This window comes from Kitasatospora sp. NPDC043949, from assembly GCF_056435365.1.
Map to the genome: position 1 here is coordinate 134797 of NZ_JBWKEQ010000003.1, position 20352 is coordinate 155148.

21 protein-coding genes are annotated in these 20352 nt (G+C 73.6%); 16 read left to right on the top strand and 5 right to left on the bottom strand.

The features are described from left to right. Positions 1-13 precede the first annotated feature (13 nt). Positions 14-523, top strand: coding sequence for a 30S ribosomal protein S9 (gene rpsI / locus AC07AL_RS04305; protein WP_363580124.1), 510 nt, complete (start codon positions 14-16; stop codon positions 521-523). Positions 524-688: 165 nt separating this feature from the next. After that, entirely contained in the window at positions 689-2053 is a 1365-nt protein-coding gene (gene glmM, locus AC07AL_RS04310; protein WP_363580126.1) for a phosphoglucosamine mutase, read from the top strand. A 61-nt stretch (positions 2054-2114) separates the two neighbouring features. Here glmM and coaA read toward each other — a convergent pair whose 3' ends face one another. Further along, positions 2115-3110 carry a type I pantothenate kinase gene (gene coaA / locus AC07AL_RS04315; protein WP_063348983.1) on the bottom strand — a complete coding sequence of 332 codons (996 nt, stop codon included), beginning with the start codon at positions 3108-3110 and terminating at the stop codon, positions 2115-2117. Positions 3111-3209: 99 nt separating this feature from the next. Between coaA and glmS the strand changes: the two genes are divergently transcribed. After that, positions 3210-5066, top strand: coding sequence for a glutamine--fructose-6-phosphate transaminase (isomerizing) (gene glmS / locus AC07AL_RS04320; RefSeq protein ID WP_363580128.1), 1857 nt, complete (start codon positions 3210-3212; stop codon positions 5064-5066). Positions 5067-5099: 33 nt separating this feature from the next. Here glmS and AC07AL_RS04325 read toward each other — a convergent pair whose 3' ends face one another. Beyond that, on the bottom strand, positions 5100-5657 hold the full coding sequence (locus tag AC07AL_RS04325; protein ID WP_363629383.1) for a Uma2 family endonuclease: 558 nt from the start codon (positions 5655-5657) through the stop codon (positions 5100-5102). A gap of 171 nt (positions 5658-5828) precedes the next feature. On the opposite strand from AC07AL_RS04325, the gene AC07AL_RS04330 reads away from it, so the two are divergent. The 5 genes from AC07AL_RS04330 to AC07AL_RS04350 all read left to right on the top strand — a co-directional run bounded on the left by AC07AL_RS04330 (position 5829) and on the right by AC07AL_RS04350 (position 10818). Then, the gene (locus AC07AL_RS04330) at positions 5829-7304 is read left to right on the top strand and encodes an NAD(P)H-hydrate dehydratase (RefSeq protein ID WP_400809100.1); all 1476 of its coding nucleotides are present in this window, start codon (positions 5829-5831) and stop codon (positions 7302-7304) included. Positions 7305-7522: 218 nt separating this feature from the next. Continuing rightward, positions 7523-8722, top strand: a complete 1200-nt coding sequence (alr, locus tag AC07AL_RS04335) for an alanine racemase (protein WP_400809103.1) — start codon at positions 7523-7525, stop codon at positions 8720-8722. Continuing rightward, on the top strand, positions 8719-9912 hold the full coding sequence (locus AC07AL_RS04340) for an alpha/beta fold hydrolase (protein ID WP_363580136.1): 1194 nt from the start codon (positions 8719-8721) through the stop codon (positions 9910-9912). The genes alr and AC07AL_RS04340 overlap by 4 nt, the downstream gene beginning before the upstream one ends. Positions 9913-10008: 96 nt before the next feature. Beyond that, positions 10009-10506 carry a tRNA (adenosine(37)-N6)-threonylcarbamoyltransferase complex ATPase subunit type 1 TsaE gene (gene tsaE, locus AC07AL_RS04345; protein WP_363580138.1) on the top strand — a complete coding sequence of 166 codons (498 nt, stop codon included), beginning with the start codon at positions 10009-10011 and terminating at the stop codon, positions 10504-10506. Positions 10507-10623: 117 nt separating this feature from the next. Beyond that, the gene (locus AC07AL_RS04350; protein WP_063348989.1) at positions 10624-10818 is read left to right on the top strand and encodes a hypothetical protein; all 195 of its coding nucleotides are present in this window, start codon (positions 10624-10626) and stop codon (positions 10816-10818) included. 16 nt (positions 10819-10834) lie between these two features. On the opposite strand, the gene AC07AL_RS04355 is transcribed toward AC07AL_RS04350, so the two are convergent. Next, positions 10835-11404, bottom strand: coding sequence for a hypothetical protein (locus AC07AL_RS04355; RefSeq protein ID WP_363580295.1), 570 nt, complete (start codon positions 11402-11404; stop codon positions 10835-10837). 153 nt (positions 11405-11557) lie between these two features. Between AC07AL_RS04355 and tsaB the strand changes: the two genes are divergently transcribed. The 5 genes from tsaB (at position 11558) to AC07AL_RS04380 (ending at position 15086) form a co-directional block, all read left to right on the top strand. Continuing rightward, the gene (tsaB, locus tag AC07AL_RS04360; protein WP_350877147.1) at positions 11558-12232 is read left to right on the top strand and encodes a tRNA (adenosine(37)-N6)-threonylcarbamoyltransferase complex dimerization subunit type 1 TsaB; all 675 of its coding nucleotides are present in this window, start codon (positions 11558-11560) and stop codon (positions 12230-12232) included. Positions 12233-12255: 23 nt separating this feature from the next. Continuing rightward, positions 12256-12735 carry a ribosomal protein S18-alanine N-acetyltransferase gene (gene rimI / locus AC07AL_RS04365; RefSeq protein ID WP_363580297.1) on the top strand — a complete coding sequence of 160 codons (480 nt, stop codon included), beginning with the start codon at positions 12256-12258 and terminating at the stop codon, positions 12733-12735. Then, positions 12728-13834, top strand: a complete 1107-nt coding sequence (gene tsaD / locus AC07AL_RS04370; protein WP_363580140.1) for a tRNA (adenosine(37)-N6)-threonylcarbamoyltransferase complex transferase subunit TsaD — start codon at positions 12728-12730, stop codon at positions 13832-13834. The genes rimI and tsaD overlap by 8 nt, the downstream gene beginning before the upstream one ends. Beyond that, positions 13831-14091 (top strand): hypothetical protein, encoded by a 261-nt coding sequence (locus AC07AL_RS04375; RefSeq protein WP_478316786.1) that lies wholly within the window; start codon positions 13831-13833, stop codon positions 14089-14091. The genes tsaD and AC07AL_RS04375 overlap by 4 nt, the downstream gene beginning before the upstream one ends. 80 nt (positions 14092-14171) lie before the next feature. Then, positions 14172-15086, top strand: a complete 915-nt coding sequence (locus AC07AL_RS04380) for a polysaccharide deacetylase family protein (RefSeq protein WP_363580144.1) — start codon at positions 14172-14174, stop codon at positions 15084-15086. 25 nt (positions 15087-15111) lie between these two features. On the opposite strand, the gene AC07AL_RS04385 is transcribed toward AC07AL_RS04380, so the two are convergent. Then, a complete protein-coding gene (locus AC07AL_RS04385; protein WP_478316788.1) occupies positions 15112-16278 on the bottom strand; it encodes a THUMP-like domain-containing protein in 1167 nt (388 codons plus the stop codon). A 317-nt stretch (positions 16279-16595) separates the two neighbouring features. Between AC07AL_RS04385 and groES the strand changes: the two genes are divergently transcribed. The 3 genes from groES (at position 16596) to AC07AL_RS04400 (ending at position 19770) form a co-directional block, all read left to right on the top strand. Beyond that, on the top strand, positions 16596-16901 hold the full coding sequence (gene groES / locus AC07AL_RS04390) for a co-chaperone GroES (RefSeq protein WP_014136232.1): 306 nt from the start codon (positions 16596-16598) through the stop codon (positions 16899-16901). Positions 16902-17017: 116 nt separating this feature from the next. Next, positions 17018-18643 (top strand): chaperonin GroEL, encoded by a 1626-nt coding sequence (gene groL / locus AC07AL_RS04395; RefSeq protein WP_063348995.1) that lies wholly within the window; start codon positions 17018-17020, stop codon positions 18641-18643. 131 nt (positions 18644-18774) lie between these two features. Next, complete coding sequence (locus tag AC07AL_RS04400) at positions 18775-19770, top strand: LysR family transcriptional regulator (protein WP_363580148.1); 996 nt, start codon at positions 18775-18777, stop codon at positions 19768-19770. 89 nt (positions 19771-19859) lie between these two features. Here the strand turns inward: AC07AL_RS04400 and AC07AL_RS04405 are convergent, their stop codons facing one another. Next, positions 19860-20186: a WhiB family transcriptional regulator gene (locus AC07AL_RS04405; protein WP_063348997.1), complete on the bottom strand. Its 327-nt coding sequence runs from the start codon at positions 20184-20186 to the stop codon at positions 19860-19862. Between the last annotated feature and the right edge of the window lie 166 nt (positions 20187-20352).

The following is a 20352-nucleotide window of genomic DNA, read 5'->3' on the forward strand; positions in this document are numbered from 1 at the left end:
GCTGAGGAACACCGTGGCCGAGACCACTGAAACCCTTGAGGTCGACTTCGACGAGGCCGTTGAGGCCGTCGAGGGCGAGTACACCTCCGAGGAGAGCTACACCTCCGAGTCGCTGGCCGGCCGCTTCGGCGAGGCCATCCCGGGCGCCGGCCTCGGCCGTCGCAAGGAGGCGATCGCCCGCGTGCGCATCGTCCCCGGCACCGGCCAGTGGAAGATCAACGGTCGCACCCTGGAGAACTACTTCCCCAACAAGGTGCACCAGCAGACCGTGAACGAGCCCTTCAAGCTCCTCGAGCTTGACGGCCGTTACGACGTCGTCGCCCGCATCACCGGTGGCGGCGTCTCCGGCCAGGCCTACGCGCTGCGCCTCGGCGTGGCCCGTGCCCTGAACGAGGCCGACGTGGACAACAACCGCGGCGCGCTGAAGAAGGCCGGCTTCCTGACCCGTGACGCCCGCGCCGTCGAGCGCAAGAAGGCCGGTCTCAAGAAGGCCCGCAAGGCGCCGCAGTACAGCAAGCGCTAATCGCGTCCCTGGGGGTGCGGTCCGCCCTGGCGGCGCACCCCCTGGTTGCGCGAACCGTCGCCCCGGAGTACCACGTGTACTCCGGGGCGACGTGTTCCCCGGCTATCGTGCGGCGGCCGGGTGCCATCGGTTGGGTTCCGAGCAGTGGTGATGGAGGACGGGACAGTGGGACGACTCTTCGGTACGGACGGCGTGCGCGGGGTGGCCAACGAGGGCCTGACGGCCGAGCTCGCGCTCGGGCTGTCGGTCGCGGCGGCCCATGTGCTCGGCGAGGCCGGCGCCTTCGAGGGCCACCGGCCGGTCGCGGTGGTCGGCCGGGACCCGCGAGCCTCGGGCGAGTTCCTGGAGGCCGCTGTCATCGCCGGCCTGGCGAGCGCCGGTGTCGACGTGCTCCGGGTCGGCGTGCTGCCGACCCCGGCCGTGGCCTATCTCACCGGCGCGCTCGGCGCCGACTTCGGCGTGATGCTCTCCGCCAGCCACAACGCGATGCCCGACAACGGCATCAAGTTCCTCGCCCGCGGCGGCCACAAGCTGGACGACCGCATCGAGGACGCGATCGAGGCCCACTACCGCACGCACACGCTCGGCAGCGAGGACTGGAACCGCCCGACCGGCGCCGCCGTCGGCCGGGTGCGCGAGTACACCGAGGGCTTCGACAAGTACGTCGCCCACCTGATCGGCGTGCTGCCCAACCGCCTCGACGGCATCAAGGTCGTCATCGACGGCGCCCACGGCGCCGCCGCCTACGTCGCCCCCGAGGCCTTCGCCCGGGCCGGCGCCGAGGTCGTCCACACCCTGGGGGCGGAGCCCACCGGCCTCAACATCAACGACGGCGTCGGCTCCACCCACCTGGACCGGCTGCGGGCCGCCATGACGGAGTACCGCGCCGACCTCGGCATCGCCCTCGACGGCGACGCCGACCGCTGCCTGGCCGCCGACGCGGACGGCAACGAGGTGGACGGCGACCAGATCATCGCCATCCTGGCCGTCGCCATGAAGGACGCCGGCACCCTGCGCCGCAACACCGCGGTGGCCACCGTGATGTCCAACCTCGGCTTCAAGCTGGCGATGGAGCGCGAGGGCGTCGACCTGGTGGAGACCGCCGTCGGCGACCGCTACGTGCTGGAGGCGATGAAGGAGCACGGCTTCGCGCTGGGCGGCGAGCAGTCCGGCCACGTCATCCTGCTCGACCACGCCACCACCGGCGACGGCACCCTGACCGGCCTCATGCTGGGCGCCCGGCTGGCCGCCACCAAGCAGCCGCTGGCCGACCTGGCCGCCGTGATGACCCGTCTGCCGCAGCAGCTGATCAACGTCAAGGGCGTCGACAAGAGCCGGGTCCACACCAGCGTCGAGCTGGCCGCCGCGGTCGCCGAGGCCGAGGCCGAACTGGGCTCCACCGGCCGGGTGCTGCTGCGCTCGTCCGGCACCGAGCCGCTGGTCCGGGTCATGGTCGAGGCCGCCGACCCGGTGCAGGCCGAGTCCGTCGCGCAGCGGCTGGCCGAGGCCGTGCGGACGCACCTGGGCTGAGCGAGCCCGGCATGACGGAAGGGGCCCCGCCGCCGGCGGGGCCCCTTCCGTCGCATCGGTGTCAGAGCTTGCGCAGCAGCGCCCGGCGGACCTTGTGGTCCGCCCCCTTCTGGAGGATCAGGGTGGCCCGGCCGCGGGTCGGCAGCACGTTCTCCAGCAGGTTCGGCTTGTTGATGGTGCGCCAGACCTGCCGGCCGTACTCCATCGCCTCCTCCTCCGGCACCTCGGTGAAGCGGCGGAAGTAGGAGTTCGGGTCCTGGAAGGCGGTCTGCCGGAGCTTGCGGAAGCGGTCCAGGTACCAGTGCTCGATGTCGTCGGTGCGGGCGTCGACGTAGATCGAGAAGTCGAAGTAGTCGGCCACCGCCAGCCGGGTGCGCCCGTCGCTGCCGGGCAGGGCCGGCTGGAGCACGTTCAGGCCCTCGACGATCAGGATGTCCGGGCGCTCCACGGTGAGCCGCTCGCCCTGCACGATGTCGTACACCAGGTGCGAGTACACCGGCGCGGTGACGCGCTCCTTGCCCGCCTTCACGTCCGCGACGAAGCGCATCAGCGCCCGGCGGTCGTACGACTCCGGGAAGCCCTTGCGGGCCATCAGGCCGCGGCGGCGCAGCTCGGCGTTGGGCAGCAGGAAGCCGTCCGTGGTCACCAGCTCGACCCGCGGGTGCTCGGGCCAGCGGGCGAGCAGGGCCTGGAGCAGGCGGGCCGTCGTCGACTTGCCGACCGCGACCGAGCCGGCCACCCCGATGATGAACGGGGTGCGGGTGCGTTCGGTGTCCGGCGTGTCCAGGAAGGTGCCCAGCGTGCCGCGCAGCTCGTGCGTGGCGTGGATGTACAGGTTCAGCAGCCGGGACAGCGGCAGGTAGACGTCGCGGACCTCGTCCAGGTCGAGGGCGGTACCGAGGCCGCGTAGCCGTTCCACCTCCTCGGCGGTCAGCGGCAGCGGCGTACGCTCGCGCAGTGCGCTCCACTCGGCCCGACTGAGGTCCACGTAGGGGGACGGCGACGGGCCGGGCGTGGCGGCGCCCCGCGTACAGAGTTCGGTCAGCACATGCTCCATTGTGAGCCGTGGCGGCGTTCACCGTGGTTGTGGTGTCGGTCACGCACTGTTCGCGGGAATCGGGAAAAGGGCCCCAGAACCGCCCTTATGCTGGCACGCATGTGCGGAATTGTTGGATACGTGGGCGCGCAGTCCGCCCTCGACGTAGTAATCGCAGGCCTGCAGCGACTGGAGTACCGGGGCTACGACTCGGCCGGTGTCGCGGTGCAGGCGCAGGACTCCGACGGGCAGTGGAGTCTGGTCACCGACAAGCGGGCCGGCAAGCTCGCCAACCTGGAGAAGTCGCTCGCCGAGACCCCTCTGCCCGGCGGCACCACCGGCATCGGCCACACCCGCTGGGCCACCCACGGCGGCCCGACGGACGCCAACGCCCACCCTCACCTGGACGACCACCTCCGGGTGGCCGTGGTGCACAACGGCATCATCGAGAACTTCGCCCAGCTGCGGGCCGAGATCGCCGAGCGCGGCCACACCCTCCGCTCCGAGACCGACACCGAGGTCGTCGCGCACCTGCTCGGCGAGGCCTACGACGGCGACCTCGCGGAGGCCATGCGAGTGGTCTGCCGCCGCCTCGACGGCGCCTTCACCCTCGTCGCCGTGCACGCCGACGCGCCGGACGTGGTGGTCGGCGCCCGCCGCAACTCGCCGCTGGTGGTCGGGCGCGGCGAGGGCGAGAACTTCCTCGCCTCCGACGTCGCCGCGTTCATCGCGCACACCCGCGAGGCCGTCGAGCTGGGTCAGGACCAGGTCGTCGAGCTGCGCCGGGACGGCGTCACGGTGACCAACTTCGACGGCACCCCGGCCGACGTGCGCGAGTACCACGTCGACTGGGACGCCTCGGCCGCCGAGAAGGGCGGCTACGACTACTTCATGCTCAAGGAGATCGCCGAGCAGCCGAAGGCCGTCGCCGACACCCTCCTCGGCCGGATCGGCACCGACGGCCGGCTCATCCTCGACGAGCTGCGCATCTCCGACGCGGACCTGCGCTCGGTCGACAAGGTCGTCATCGTCGCCTGCGGCACCGCCTTCCACGCCGGCATGATCGCCAAGTACGCGATCGAGCACTGGACCCGCATCCCCTGCGAGGTCGAGGTCGCCTCCGAGTTCCGCTACCGCGACCCGATCATGGGCCCGGGCACGCTGGTCATCGCCATCTCCCAGTCCGGCGAGACCATGGACACCCTGATGGCCCTGCGGCACGCCCGGGAGCAGGGCGCCAAGGTGCTGGCGATCTGCAACACCAACGGCTCCACCATCCCGCGCGAGTCGGACGCGGTGCTGTACACCCACGCCGGCCCCGAGGTCGCCGTCGCCTCCACCAAGGCGTTCCTGACCCAGCTGGTCGCCTGCTACCTGGTCGCCCTCTACCTGGGCCAGGTGCGCGGCACCAAGTGGGGCGACGAGATCTTCGCCGTCATCAAGGAGCTCGGCGACGCGCCCAAGCAGGTCGAGCAGGTCCTGGAGACCATGGAGCCGGTACGCGAGCTGGCCCGCTCGCTCGCCGACGCGCGCTCGGTGCTGTTCCTCGGCCGTCACGTCGGCTTCCCGGTGGCCCTGGAGGGCGCGCTCAAGCTCAAGGAGCTGGCGTACATGCACGCCGAGGGCTTCGCGGCGGGCGAGCTCAAGCACGGCCCGATCGCGCTGATCGAGGAGGGCCTGCCGGTCGTCGTGGTCGTCCCCTCGCCGCGCGGGCGGTCGATCCTGCACGACAAGATCGTCTCCAACATCCAGGAGATCCGGGCCCGTGGCGCCCGCACCATCGTGATCGCGGAGGAGGGCGACGAGGCGGTCGTCCCGTACGCGGACCACCTGATCCGCATCCCGGTCACCCCGACCCTGCTCCAGCCGCTGGTCTCCACCGTGCCGCTCCAGGTCTTCGCGTGCGAGCTGGCGACGGCCAAGGGCCACGAGGTCGACCAGCCTCGCAACCTGGCCAAGTCGGTCACCGTCGAGTAGTAGCGCTCGCGGCGTCCCTGCGGTGGCTGTGCCCTACCGCAGGGGCGCCGTGTCGAGCGTGAAGGAGAAGGGGGCGGGCAGGTCGATCGGCTTGCCGAACTCGACCTGCGTGCGGGTGATGTAGTCCTCGCCCTCGGGTTTGGTGAACAGCGTGACCATGCCCTCGCTGCGGTCGATCAGCAGGTAGCACGGGATGCCGGCGGCGGCGTAGCCGCGGCGCTTGGGTTCGCGGTCCTTGTGCGGGTTGGTCGAGGTGATCTCGAAGACCAGCAGGACTCCCGTGGCGGAGGCCCAGGAGTCGGCGTGCTCGAAATGGCCGACCGGGCTCAGGGTTCCGTCGGGGATGAACCGACCCTTGGGTGTGATCAGTCCCTTGTTGCCGGAGATGTCCAGCTCGATCTCGACCTTGCGCATGAACTGCCGGTTGAGTAGCGAGAACGCGGTTTCGTGGGCCCCGTCCGGTGGTGGCGTCACGACGATTTCCCCTTCGACGAGCTCTGCCTTGTAGCCGGGCGGGGTGTCCAACTCCAGGAACGCCTGGACGAGGTCGTCCCGGCCTCGCGGGCCCTCGACAGCTGGCATGGCGACCATGGCCCTTCTCCCTCCTGTGGGTCCGTGCCGAGCCACAAGGTAGGCGCGCGGACCGACACCGGTGGGGGATCGAAGTGGTTGTCACTCGAAAGTGTCCCGCAGCTCGGCCTGCCGTGGGGCGGTGGCGCGGGCTAGCGTCGGCGGTACGTCGACCGCTGAAGGAGCCCTCTCATGCGTCATGCCCATCGGGTGGAAGTCGTCCGGGCCGCCGAGGCCGCGCTGATGGCGCGGCTGCCGGAGGGGACGCTGATGCAGCGGGCGGCCGCCGGGCTGGCGGCGACCTGTGCCCGGCTGCTGGCGGGGCGTCGGGGGCGGGTGTACGGCAGTCGGGTGGTGGTGCTGGCCGGCAGCGGGGACAACGGGGGTGACGCCCTGTACGCCGGGGCGGCGCTGGCCCGGCGGGGCGCGCGGGTGACGGCGGTGCTGCTCGCGCCGGAGCGTGCGCACGCGGGCGGGCTGGCCGCGCTGCGGGCTTCCGGCGGGCGGGTGGTGCTGGATCAGGAAGTCGGCCTGGCCGACTTCTCGCGCGCCGACCTGGTGCTGGACGGCATCGTCGGCATCGGCGGCCGGGGCGGGCTGCGGGCCGGGGCCCGGCCGTACGCGCGGGCCGGGCGGCGCGGGGTCGTGGTGGCCGTGGACCTGCCCAGCGGGGTCGACGCCGACACCGGCGAGGTGCCGGGCGAGGCGCTGCGCGCGGACGTCACGGTCTGCTTCGGAACGTACAAGCCGGGCCTGCTGGTCGACCCGGGCGCCTCCTACGCGGGCGCCGTCCAGCTGGTCGGGATCGGACTGGAGCCGCCCGCGCCGGAGGTGACGGCCCTGCAGCACGCGGACGTGGCGGCGCTGCTGCCGCTGCCGGGCGCCGAGAGCGACAAGTACCGGCGGGGCGTGGTCGGGGTGGCGGCCGGTTCGGCGACGTACCCGGGCGCGGCGCTGCTGGCGGTCGCCGGGGCGCTGCACGGCGGCGCGGGCGCCGTCCGGTACGTCGGCACGGCGGCCGAGGAGGTGGTGCGGCGCTTCCCGGAGGTGCTGGTCACCGAGGGCGGGCCGGCCGGGGCCGGGCGGGTGCAGGCCTGGGTGGTCGGGCCGGGCGGCGGCGAGGGGGCGCGGCAGGCGCTGGCCGAGGCACTGTCGAGCGACGTCCCGGTCCTGGTGGACGCGGACGGGCTGACCGAGCTGGCCCGGCTCGGCCCGGACGCGCTGGCCGGCCGGACGGCCCCCACCCTGCTCACCCCGCACACCGGCGAGGCCGCCCGGCTGCTCGCGGGCGCAGACGGCACCGCGCCGCCGCCCGCCGACTCGCTGGCCGCCGCCCGGCTGGCCACCGCCCGCCGACTGGCGGCCGCCTACCGGGCGACGGTCCTGCTCAAGGGCTCCACCACGGTGATCGCCGACCCGGGCGGCGCCGTCCGGGTCAACCCGACCGGCACGTCCTGGCTGGCCACCGCAGGCAGCGGCGACGTCCTGGCCGGCCTGGCGGGCTCCCTGCTGGCGGCCGGCCTGTCGCCGCTGGACGCCGCGTCGGTGGGCGCCTACCTGCACGGCCTGGCGGGCCGCCACGCGGCGGGCGACCCGGGCGCGCCGGTGACGGCGCCCGCGGTGGCGCAGGCGCTGCCCGCGGTGTGGCGGGCGGTGCGGGAGGCGTAGCCGGGGGCGTCGGTCGAGGGCGGGCGGGCGGTGCGGGAGGCGTAGGCCCGGGGCGGGCGGTGCGGGCGGTGCGGAACCGATCGGTCCTCCGTGGGCGTCCGGAACAGGGTGACGAGCGGTGCGCCGCAGGTCGGCGCGGTGCCGGGGGTCCTGGCACCGGCCGCCGCACGGACGGGCCGTTCGGCGAGGACTCCGGGATGTCTGGGAGACTGACCCTGATGACAACTGCGAACACGACCGGCACGGCGACCCTGACCGACGGCGTACGGGCCGAGGCGACCATCGATCTGGCCGCCCTGCGCGGCAACCTCGCCGCGCTGCGCGAGCGCGTCGGCAGCTCGGCGGTGATGCTCGCGGTCAAAGCGGACGCCTACGGCCACGGCGCCGTCGAGTGCGCCCGCGAGGCGGTCGCGAACGGGGTCGGCTGGCTCGGCTGCGCGACGCCCGAGGAGGCGCTGGCACTGCGGGCCGCGGGCATCCGCCCGGAGCAGGCCCGCGTCCTGTGCTGGCTGTGGACGCCGGGCGGGCCGTGGCGGGAGGCGCTGCGCGCGGACATCGACATCTCGGTGAGCGGCCAGTGGGCGCTGGACGAGCTGCTGTCGGCCGTCCGGGAGACCGGCATCCCGGCCCGGGTGCACCTGAAGGCGGACACCGGTCTGGGCCGCAACGGCTGCCAGCCGCACGACTGGCCGCACCTGGTGGCCGCCGCCCGCCGCGCCGAGGCGGAGGGGCTGCTGACCGTGGTCGGCGTCTGGTCGCACTTCGCCGCCGCCGACGAGCCGGGCCACCCGTCGATCCAGGCCCAGCTGGACTCCTTCCACGCGGCGCTGGCCCGGGCCGAGGCCGCCGGGCTGCGCCCGGAGGTGCGGCACCTGGCGAACTCGCCGGCCACCCTGCTGCTCCCGCAGTCGCACTTCGACCTGGTCCGCACCGGCCTGGCCGCGTACGGGCTGTCGCCGGTGCCGGAGGTCGGGTCGCCGGCCGACTTCGGGCTGCGTCCGGTGATGGCGCTGACCGCGCGGCTGGCGCTGGTCAAGCACGTTCCGGGCGGGCACGGGGTCAGCTACGGCCACCACTACGTGACGCCGGGCCCGACCACGCTGGGCCTGGTCCCGGTCGGCTACGGCGACGGCATCCCGCGGCACGCCAGCGGCACCGGCCCGGTGCAGATCGGCGGCAAGTGGCGCACGATCGCCGGCCGGGTCGCGATGGACCAGTTCGTCGTGGACCTCGGCGGGGACACCCCCGCGATCGGCGACGAGGTGCTGCTGTTCGGCAACGGCGAGCAGGGCGAACCGACCGCCGAGGACTGGGGCCGGGCCTGCGGCACCATCTCGTACGAGATCGTGACCCGGATCGGCGCCCGGGTCCCGCGCCGCTACCTGGGCGGCTGCCGCACCGAGGGCCCGGGCGCATGACGGAGGGACCGGCCGAGAGCGGCCCGGTCGCGGCGGTGGCCAAGGCGGCCGGCGCGGCCTCCGGGGTGAGCCGGGCCGGTGTGATCGGGATCTCGGTCGGCGTGCTGGCGGCCGGGGCGGCCGCCGGGGTGGCGATCGAGCGGCTGACCGTCGGCCGGGCGACCCGCCGCCGGGCCCGGGCCGAGCTGGACGCCGAAGCCCCGTACGGCTCGCTGCGCGGGCGCCCGCGGACGGTGGCCGCGCCGGACGGCACCGAGCTGTACGTCGAGCTGGACGGCACCGGCCCCGAGCCGGACGGCGACACCTCCGGCCCCGAGCCGCTGACCGTGGTGTTCTGCCACGGCTACTGCCTCAACCAGGACAGCTGGCACTTCCAGCGGGCCGCGCTGCGCGAGGGACTGCGGCTGGTCTTCTGGGACCAGCGCAGCCACGGCCGCTCCGAGCGCTCCCGCTCCTACCTGGCCGGCGAGCCGGCCAGCATCGACCAGCTGGGCGGCGACCTCAAGGCGGTGATCGACGCCGTCGCGCCGACCGGGCCGCTGGTGCTGGTGGGCCACTCGATGGGCGGCATGACGGTGATGGCGCTGGCCGACCAGCACCCGGAGCTGTTCCGGGAGAGGGTCGCCGGGGTGGCGCTGATCGGCACGCTGGCGGGGGACTGGAACGAGGTCAGCCTCGGGCTGCCGTCGGCCGGCGCGAAGCTGTTCAAGAAGGTCGCGCCCGGGATGATGCGGCTGCTGGGCCGACAGGTCGAGCTGGTGGAGGCGAGCCGGCGGCTGGGCGCGGACGTCGCCGCCGTCTTCTACCGGAGGTTCTCCTTCGGGGGGCGGGACGTCGACCCGGGCGTGGTGCGGTTCGCCGAGCAACTGCTGGACGCCACCCCGATCGACGTGGTCGCCGAGTTCTACCCGGTGTTCGGCACGCACGAGAAGTACGCGGCGCTCGCCGCCCTGAGCGGCCTGCCGACGCTGGTGCTGGCCGGTACGAAGGACCTGCTGACGCCGTCGGCGCACAGCGAGGCGATGGTCGCGCGGCTGCCCGGCGCGGAGCTGGTCCTGGTGGAGGGCGCCGGGCACCTGGTGATGCTGGAGCGCCCGGAGCTGGTCGACCACGAGCTGGTGGCGCTGCTGCGCCGGGCCGCCGACTTCGCCGCCGCCGCGCCGCCCCCGGCGGCCCTGGACGGCTCCTGACCCCTTCCCGGCGCGCGCCGGGCCGGCGATGTGGCACGGTAGCGGTGGCGGCCGGCGGTCGGCACGCCGGTACGGACCGAAGGGCAAGACACGCGCATGGGCTCGCACGCCACTCTCACCGTCCCCACCCCGGAGCGGATGGGCCGGCTCGGCCGGGAGCTGGCCGCGCTGCTGCGGCCCGGGGACCTGGTGCTGCTCTCCGGTGAACTGGGAGCGGGGAAGACCACGCTGACCAGGGGCCTGGGGGAGGGGCTGGGGGTCCGCGGGGCGGTGACCTCGCCGACCTTCGTGATCGCCCGGGTGCACCCGTCGCTGGTCGGCGGCCCGGCGCTGGTGCACGTGGACGCGTACCGGCTCGGCGGGGACCTGGACGAGATGGAGGACCTCGACCTGGACGTCTCGCTGCCGGAGTCGGTGGTCGTGGTCGAGTGGGGCGAGGGCAAGGTCGAGCGGCTGTCCGAGGACCGGCTGGAGGTGCGGATCGAGCGGGCCCTCGGCGACACCGTCGACGAGGACGACCTGGACCCGCGCCGGGTGGTGCTGACCGGCCTCGGTCCGCGCTGGGCGGGCGTCGCGCTGGAGGCGCTCGGCTGAGGCCCGCACCCGGGTGTGCGCCGTTTTGCCGACGGGCTGTCGGGAAGTGTTGCGGGCGGGGTGCCGGGCGTGGTGGGATGGGTGCTGCGGTTAGGTCTGCCTAACTAGGGAGGCGCCATGTCGAGCACCACCCCCGCCCCGAAGCGCGCCGGGCACGGCGCCGGGGCCGGAGAGTCCGCCCGCCGCGTCCAGGGGGCGCCGATGCGGGCGCTGTTGGCCGCCTGTGCGGCCGCCGAGGCGGTGTCCACCCCGCCCGAGCCGGAGCCCCGGCGGGCCGAGGAGCCGGAGACGGGCACGCCCCGCGCGGCCTGACTCACCTGGGCCGAGCTCAGGCGACCACGACCACCTTGGTGCCGTTCGGCGCGAAGTCCCAGAGCAGCTGGCCGTCCGGGCGGCCGCTGCGGATGCCGCCGGTCTTGGCGTTCGGCTCGGCGGTCGGGGTCGCGCCGTCCACGGCGGCGCTGAAGCCGAACACCACGCCGTTCTGCTGCGCGAAGCGCACCACGTGCTCGATCTGCTTGCCGTCCGTCCCGGTGGTCGTCGGGGTGCGGCTGTAGACCGAGTAGCTGCCCGGAGCCGGCTCGACCGAGCCCGGGGTGACCGGGAAGCCGGGTGTGACCTGCGGGTTCTTCTTCGGGTCGACCAGCCAGACGTAGTGGCTGCTGATCGAGTAGACCACCCTGGTGCCGCTGCCCGAGATGGTCGGCAGCGGTGGGGCCGTCGGGGTGGCCGAGGCGCTCGGCGTCGGGGAGGCGGCCGGCCCGCCGGACGTCGTGGTGCTGGCGGTCGGCTTGGCGCCGGCCGCCCGGTCCTGAGCACCGTTGGCCTGGAAGGCCAGCAGGCTCACCACCGCCAGGGCCCCCAGGGTCAGCCCCGTGACCACCACACCAGGACCCATCTTCGCCACGTGCCGCTCCCGCCGCCGTCCCTTTACGTACCGCCCCATCGTGCCAGGTCCGTCCAGCCGGGGCGCGGCGCCCCGGATGTGTGTTCCCGGGCGGCACGCCCGGTCGATCAGCCGGTCGGACCAACGTCGGTCTAACCTTGACCCGTGCTGCTGCTCGCGTTCGACACCGCTACCCCCGCCGTCACCGCCGCCGTCCACGACGGCACGGCCGTCCTCGCCGAGACCCACCAGGTCGACGCCCGGCGCCACGGCGAACTGCTCCTGCCCGCGATCGACCAGGTCCTGCGGGCGGCCGGCGTCGACAAGCACCGGCTCACCGGCATCGCGGTGGGAGTCGGCCCGGGCCCGTACACCGGCCTGCGGGTCGGCCTGGTGACCGCCGCCGCGCTCGGCCACGCCCTCGGGCTGCCGGTGCACGGCGTCTGCACCCTGGACGCGATCGCCCACCAGGCCCGCGCCGAGGGCCTGGCCGGGCAGCCGTTCACGGTGGCCACCGACGCGCGCCGCAAGGAGGTCTACTGGGCCTCCTACGACGCCGACGGCCACCGCACCGAGGGCCCCGGCGTGGACCGCCCCGCCGAGCTGGCCCCGCGCCCGCGGTCGGTCGGCGCCGGCGCGCTGCTCTACCCCGAGACCTTCCCCGGCGCGCACGGCCCCGAGCACGTGTCGGCCGGCGCCCTGGCGGGCTTCGCCGCCGCCGAGCTGGCGGCCGGCCGCGAGCTGCTGCCGAACGTCCCGCTGTACCTGCGCCGCCCGGACGCCCAGGTGCCGGCCGCCTTCAAGAACGTTCTAGGGGGCAAGGCGGTGCTCCCGGCGTGAAACACGGCACCACCCTGCGCCCGATGCGCTGGTGGGACATCGCGCCGGTGATGGAGCTGGAGCTGCGACTCTTCCCCGAGGACGCCTGGTCCACCGGGATGTACTGGTCCGAGCTGGCCGAGACCCACCCCGGCGGCACCCGCCACTACACCGTCGCCACCAACGCGGACGGCGCCGTCGTCGGCTACGCCGGGCTGATGGCGATCGCCGGCGAGGGCGACGTCCAGACCATCGCCGTCGACCAGCGCCACCAGGGCGCCGGCCTCGGCGCGGCGCTGCTCACCGACCTGATCCGGGAGGCCGCCCGCCGCGGCTGCGCCGAACTGCTGCTGGAGGTGCGGGTGGACAACCCGCGCGCCCAGCAGCTGTACGAGCGCTTCGGCTTCCAACCGGTGGGCATCCGGCGCGGCTACTACCAGCCCGCCAACGTCGACGCGCTGGTGATGCGCCTCGACCACCCCAGCACTGACCCGAAGGACCTTAAGGACACCCGCCATGGCTGACGAACCGCTCGTCCTCGGCATCGAGACCTCCTGCGACGAGACCGGCGTCGGCATCGTGCGCGGCACCACGCTGCTGGCCGACGCGGTCGCCTCCAGCGTCAACGACCACGCCCGCTTCGGCGGCGTCGTCCCGGAGATCGCCAGCCGCGCCCACCTGGAGGCGATGGTCCCGACCATCCAGCGCGCCCTGGACACCGCCGGCGTCAAGGCGAGCGACCTGGACGGCATCGCGGTCACCGCAGGCCCCGGCCTGGCCGGGGCGCTGCTGGTCGGTGTCAGCGCTGCCAAGGCGTACGCCTGGGCGCTGGACAAGCCGCTGTACGGGGTCAACCACCTCGCCTCGCACATCTGCGTCGACCAGCTGGAGCACGGCCGGCTGCCGTCGCCGACGATGGCGCTGCTGGTCTCCGGCGGGCACTCCTCGCTGCTGCTCAGCGAGGACATCACCAGCGACGTCCGCCCGCTCGGCGCGACCATCGACGACGCGGCCGGCGAGGCCTTCGACAAGGTCGCCCGGGTGCTCGGCCTGGGCTTCCCGGGCGGCCCGGTGGTCGACCGCACCGCCCGCGAGGGCGACCCCAAGGCGATCGCCTTCCCGCGCGGCCTGAGCGGCCGCAACGACCCCGCGTACGACTTCTCCTTCTCCGGCCTGAAGACCGCCGTCGCCCGCTGGGTGGAGGCCAAGCGCCGGGCCGGCGAGGAGGTGCCGATCGCCGACGTGGCGGCGTCCTTCCAGGAGGCCGTCACCGACGTACTCACCCGCAAGGCCGTCAAGGCGTGCCGGGACAACGGCGTCGACCACCTGATGATCGGCGGCGGGGTGGCCGCCAACTCGCGGCTGCGCGAGATGGCCCAGCAGCGCTGCGACCGGGCCGGCATCCGGCTGCGGGTGCCCCGGCCGGGCCTGTGCACCGACAACGGCGCGATGGTGGCCGCGCTGGGCTCCGAGATGGTGTGGCGCGACCGCACGCCGTCCGCGCTCGACCTGTCCGCCGACTCCTCGCTGCCGGTGACCGAGGCGCACGTGCCAGCCGCGGACGTCCGGCACGGCGACGTCCACGGCCAGGCGTACCAGGCCCTCACCGGTGGCGCCAAGTGACCGTCGCCGCGATGTGGGAGGCCCGCGCCGCCGCCGGCCGTGGGGCCGAACTCGCCTCCTGGGTACGGGAGGTGGTGCTGCCGTCGGTGCGCGGCTCGGCCGGGCTGGTCCGCACCGAGCTGCTCGGCGCGCCCGGCGAACGCGTGCTGCTGATCACCTGGTGGACCGGCGAGCCGGTGCCGGTCGCCGACCCGCCGGCCGACCTGCTCGGCCGCCCGGTGCACCGCTGGTCCTTCAGCAGCGAGCACGTCGAATAGGCCCCGTCCGGGAACCGCCGCCCCGACCGCTACCGTGCATAGCTGAGAAGAAGCTGGACGGGAACCGGGAGCGCGCTGCGGTGAACAGGGACGGTCGGAGCAGGACCAGGACGTACGCGGTGGGGGCGCTGGCCCTGCTGGCCCTGGCCACCGGATGCGGCGACAACGGGGGCGCCGCCGCCCCGGCGGCGGCCGGCGGTAGCTCGGCGGCCACGCCCCAGCCCACCGGCGGAGGCGCCGTGCCGACCAGCCCGGCCGGCACGCCCACCACCCCGGCCCCGGCCGGCGGGGACCCGGCGGCCTGGGCGAAGTGGAACCTCAAGCCGCTGGCGCCGGCCCCCGCGCCGCCCGCGGACAAGCCCATCAAGCTCGAACGGACCGGCCCCGTACCGGTGTTCAGCGAGGTGAAGACGAGCGACAAGGTCGTCTTCATCACCATCGACGACGGTGCCGAGAAGGACCCGAAGTTCGTCGAGATGCTGACCGAGCTCAAGGTGCCGATCTCGATGTTCCTGACCCGGGACATCGTCAAGAACGACTACGGCTACTTCAAGCCGCTCCAGGCGCTCGGCAACCACATCCAGAACCACACCGTGGACCACCCGGTGATGAGCAAGATCCCGGCGGAGAAGCAGAAGTCCGAGATCTGCGACGCGCAGTCCGCGCTCACCCAGCAGTACGGCACCGCCCCGCTGCTGTTCCGCCCGCCGTTCGGGGACGGTGCCAACACCCCCACGCTGAACAACTCGGTCCAGCAGTGCGGCCCGCGCGCGATGGTGCTCTGGCGCGAGTCGATGCAGATCCACGACATGCAGTACCAGGCGGCGGACAAGAAGCTGAAGTCCGGCGACATCATCCTGGCGCACTTCCGCGGCCCGAAGGAGCTCAAGGGCGCCACGATGACCCAGATGTTCGGCGACCTGCTGGCCCGGATCCAGGAGCAGGGCTTCTCGGTGGCCCGGCTGGAGGACTACATCCAGGCGCCCGCCTCGTAGTCCGGGCGCCCGCCGCGCAGCCGCCTCAGGCGGGTCGGCCGAGCATCATCAGCGGCCCGTTGTCGGTGCGGCTGAGGATCACCGTGACGGCGTTCGGCCCGGAGGGCTTGAGCTGGCGGCGCAGCTCCTCCGGGGTGATCGCCATCCCGCGCTTCTTGATCACCACCGTGCCGACCCTGCGCTCGCGCAGCAGCGCCTTCAGCCGCTTGATGTGGAACGGCAGCACGTCGGTGAGCTCGAAGGCGTGCGCGTACGGGGTGGCCACCAGCTGGTCCGAGGTCAGGTAGGCGATCTTCGGGTCGATCAGCCGACCGCCCACCTGCTCGGCCACCTCGGCCACCAGGTGGGCCCGGATCACCGCGCCGTCCGGCTCGTACAGGTAGCGCCCGACCGGGCCGGCCGGCGGGTCGGGCAGGTCGCCGCCGGTGAGGCTGGCGGCCTGCGGCAGCAGGGTGGCGCGGTGCGGGCGGGCGGCCCCGGTGCCGAACCAGAGCACCGCCTCCTTCACGTCGCCGTGGTCGGAGACCCACTCCGCCTCGGCGTCGGCCGGGACGGCCTCGTGCGGGATGCCCGGGGCCACCTTCAGCGCGCCGATCGGGGTCCGGCGGCCGGCCTCGATCGCCCAGGAGAGCGGCGGGGCGTACGCCTCCGGGTCGAACACCCGGCCGCGCGCCGTCCGCCGCGCCGGGTCGGTGAACACCGCGTCGTAGCCGGTGACGTCCACCTCGGCGACGTCCGCGCAGCGCACCCGGACCAGGTCGGCCAGGCCCAGCGCGGCCGCGTTGGCGGCGGTGGCGGCACAGGCCGCCGGGTCCTTGTCGACAGCCAGCACCTCGATCCCGGCCCTGGCCAGCGCCAGCACGTCCCCGCCGATGCCGCAGCACAGGTCGGCCAGCCGGCGGACGCCCAGCTCGGCGAAGCGGCGCGCCCGCCACTCGGCCACGCTGCGCCGGGTGGACTGCTCGACGCCGTTGGGCGTGAAGTACATCAGGTCGGCGTCCGCCCCGAACTTCGCCCGCGCCCGCTGCCGCAGCCGGGCCTGCCCGAAGGCCGCCGACACCAGCTCGGCCGGGTGCTCCCGCCGCAGCCTGGTGGCCAGCGCCAGCTCCTCCTCGGGCGTGAACTCGCGCAGTTCGGCGAGCAGGGCCTGGCCCTCGGGGGCCAGTAGGGGCTGGAGGTTCTCGGTGTCCACGGGGCCATTCTGGCGGGTTGGCGGCCCCACCGGCTCCGATGGCCGGCGCGGTGGGCGGGGTCGCGGTTCGCGGCGGGAGTCCGCCCGGGGCGGGGTGGTCGCACAGGAGTACGGCTCCGCGCCCGCGGTTCGGGATGCCCGGGCGCGCCGTTGGCACTCTGGTTGACTGAGTGCTAACACCGGCCTATGGTCGTCCTTGGCACTCCCCACTGGGGGAGTGCTAACGCGAAGACGTGTGCCTGACCCCCGCGACGGCAGGCCCACAGGTTCGCTCCTACCCGTTAGAAACCCCGTAATCTCCGAAGGGGAGCTCGGACGTGACCACCAGCAGCAAGGTTGCCATCAAGCCGCTTGAGGACCGCATCGTGGTCCAGCCGCTCGACGCCGAGACCACCACGGCCTCCGGCCTGGTTATCCCGGACACCGCCAAGGAGAAGCCCCAGGAGGGCGTCGTCCTGGCCGTCGGCCCGGGCCGCTTCGAGGACGGCCAGCGTCTGCCGCTCGACGTCGCCGTCGGTGACATCGTCCTGTACTCGAAGTACGGCGGCACCGAGGTGAAGTACCAGGGCGAGGAGTACCTGGTTCTTTCCGCCCGCGACGTTCTCGCCATCATCGAGAAGTAAGTCGTTCCGACCCGCCCCGGATCCGTGTCCCAAGTGACAGGGGCCCGGGGCGTGGTTGTTGGTTCACGTAGTCCGGCGGCCGGTGGGCCGGCCGAAGCCCCGAGGGAATAGGGAACATGGCGAAGATCCTGCAGTTCAACGAGGACGCCCGCCGCTCGCTGGAGCGCGGTGTCAACAAGCTGGCCGACACCGTCAAGGTGACCATCGGCCCCAAGGGCCGCAACGTCGTCATCGACAAGAAGTTCGGCGCCCCGACCATCACCAACGACGGTGTCACCATCGCCCGTGAGGTCGAGCTGGACGACCCGTACGAGAACCTTGGCGCGCAGCTCGTCAAGGAGGTCGCCACCAAGACCAACGACGTCGCGGGTGACGGCACCACCACCGCCACCGTGCTGGCCCAGGCCCTGGTCAACGAGGGTCTGCGCAACGTCGCCGCCGGTGCCGGCCCGGCCGCCCTGAAGAAGGGCATCGACAAGGCCGTCGCCGCCGTCTCCGAGCACCTGCTCTCGGTGGCCCGCGAGATCGAGGGCAAGGACGACGTCGCCGCCGTCGCGTCCCTCTCCGCCCAGGACACCCAGGTCGGCGAGCTGATCGCCGAGGCGATCGACAAGGTCGGCAAGGACGGTGTCATCACCGTCGAGGAGTCGAACACCTTCGGCGTGGAGCTGGACTTCACCGAGGGCATGCAGTTCGACAAGGGCTACCTGTCGCCGTACTTCGTCACCGACGCGGAGCGGCAGGAGGCGGTCCTGGAGGACCCGTACATCCTGATCAACCAGGGCAAGATCTCCTCCATCCAGGAGCTGCTGCCGCTGCTGGAGAAGATCCTCCAGGGCGGTGCCTCCCGGCCGCTGCTGATCATCGCCGAGGACGTCGACGGCGAGGCGCTGTCCACCCTCGTGGTGAACAAGATCCGCGGCACCTTCAACGCGGTCGCCGTCAAGGCCCCGGGCTTCGGCGACCGCCGCAAGGCGATCCTCGGCGACCTGGCCACCCTGACCGGCGGCACGGTCATCTCCGAGGAGGTCGGCCTCAAGCTCGACCAGGTCGGCGTGGACGTGCTGGGCACCGCCCGCCGCGTGACCATCACCAAGGACGAGACCACCGTCGTCGACGGTGCCGGTGACACCGAGGCCGTGGCCGGCCGCGTCGCCCAGATCAAGGGTGAGATCGCCGCCACCGACTCCGACTGGGACCGCGAGAAGCTGCAGGAGCGCCTGGCCAAGCTGGCCGGCGGCGTCTGCGTCATCAAGGTCGGCGCCGCCACCGAGGTGGAGCTGAAGGAGCGCAAGCACCGCCTGGAGGACGCCATCTCGGCGACCCGTGCCGCGGTCGAGGAGGGCATCGTCGCCGGTGGCGGCGCCTCCCTGGTGCACGCCGCCAAGGTGCTGGACGGCGGCCTGGGCCTGTCGGGTGACGAGGCGACCGGTGTCGCGGTGGTCCGCAAGGCGCTGCACGAGCCGCTGCGCTGGATCGCCCAGAACGCCGGCCTGGAGGGCTACGTCATCACCTCCAAGGTCGCCGAGCTGGAGATCGGCCAGGGCTACAACGCGGCCACCGGCGAGTACGGCGACCTGGTGAAGGCCGGCGTCATCGACCCGGTCAAGGTCACCCGCTCCGCCCTGGAGAACGCGGCCTCGATCGCCTCCCTGCTGCTCACCACCGAGACCCTCGTGGTGGAGAAGAAGGAAGAGGAGGCCGAGGCGGGCCACGGCCACGGTCACGGCCACTCGCACTGACGCCTGACGGTCGACCGGAGGCCCGGTCCGCGCCCCTCGGGGTGCGGCCGGGCCTCCGGCGTGTTTGGCGTTTGAGGCTTCAATCATCAGCAGAATTTTGCCATTGGCAAAGATTGCCTTATAACTGAGGCATGATCGAGGCCCGTCACCTGCGCGTTCTGCGTGCCGTCGCCCGCACCGGCTCCTTCTCCGCCGCCGCCCGCGAGCTGGGCTGTACGCAGCCCGCCATCAGCCAGCAGATGAAGGCCCTGGAGAAGTCGGTGGACACCCCGCTGGTGGTCCGCTCCGGCCGGGGCATGCAGCTCAGCGAGGCGGGGCGGGTGCTGCTCAAGCACGCCACCGGGATCCTGGCCGGGCTCTCCGCGGCCGAGGAGGAGATCGCCGCGATCGCCGGGCTGCGGGCCGGGCGGGTGCGGCTGGTCTCCTTCCCGACCGCGAGCTCCACCCTGGTGCCGCCCGCGGTCGCCCGGCTGCGGGACAGCCATCCGGGGGTGCGCGTGTCGCTGGTCGAGGCGGAGCCGCCGGAGTCGCTGGCGATGCTGCGCGGCGGCGAGTGCGAGATCGCGCTGGCCTTCCGCTACCCGCAGTCCGACGGCGGCGCCGCGCTGCCGGCGCCCGCGCACGGGACGCCGCGCGAGGCGCGGGCCGAGGCCAACCTGGAGGCGCAGCAGCTGAGCGCCGGCTCCGACTGGTCCGATCTGGTGGTCACCCCGCTGCTGGACGACCCGCTGGTGGGCCTGCTGCCCGCCGCGCACCGGCTGGCGGGGCGCGGCAGGCCGGTGGAGCTGGCCGAGCTGGCGGGGGAGCAGTGGATCGCGGGCTGCCCGCAGTGCCGGGGGCACCTGGTGGAGCTGTGCGCGGGGGCGGGCTTCGAGCCCCGGATCGACTTCGCGACCGACGACTATCCGGCGGTGGTCGGCCTGGTGGCGGCCGGGCTGGGGGTGGCGGTGCTGCCCCGGCTGGCGCTGGAGTCGGTGCGCCCGGACGGGGTGTCGACGGTGCCGGTGCGGACGGCCGCGGGGGCGCCGGCGGTGCGGCAGGTGGTCGCGCTGACCCTGCCGGATCTGGCCGAGGTGCCGGCCGTGGCGCTGATGCTGGAGAGGCTGGCGGGGTCGGCCGGGCGCTGACCTCTGGGGCCTGAGCGTTCTGGACTGGGCTTGAACAGCCCGGGACGCCGAGAGGAAACGTTTCTTCACGGCGCGCCGTGGAGGCGGGGCTAGCGCCGGGCGATCGCCGGCGGGGTCAGCGGGACCTCCACCAGCCGGTGCCGCGAACGCCCCAGCATCTCCTCGCGCTCGTCCTCGGTCATCCCGCCCCAGACGCCGTACGGCTCGCGGACCGCCAGCGCGTGCGCCGCGCACTCGGTGATCACCGGGCAGCGCATGCAGACCTCCTTGGCACTGGCCTCGCGCGAACTCCGCGCGGCCCCGCGTTCGCCCTCGGGGTGGAAGAAGAGCGAACTGTCCACGCCACGGCAGGCTGCGGAGAGCTGCCAGTCCCAGAGGTCCGCGTTGGGACCTGGGAGGCGGGAGAAATCTGCCATGGCTCATTCCCTTCAGAGGCTCGTCGGCCGTGGGCCGGCGCTCAGCGGGCTGCTGCTGGGCGGCGCGGCGGGCGTCGATGCACTGGTGTGGACACCTGGAAATATGACTTACGGCAACTCCATGGACAAGTCACCCACAGAGTGGCACAACAGTCAATGACCATAC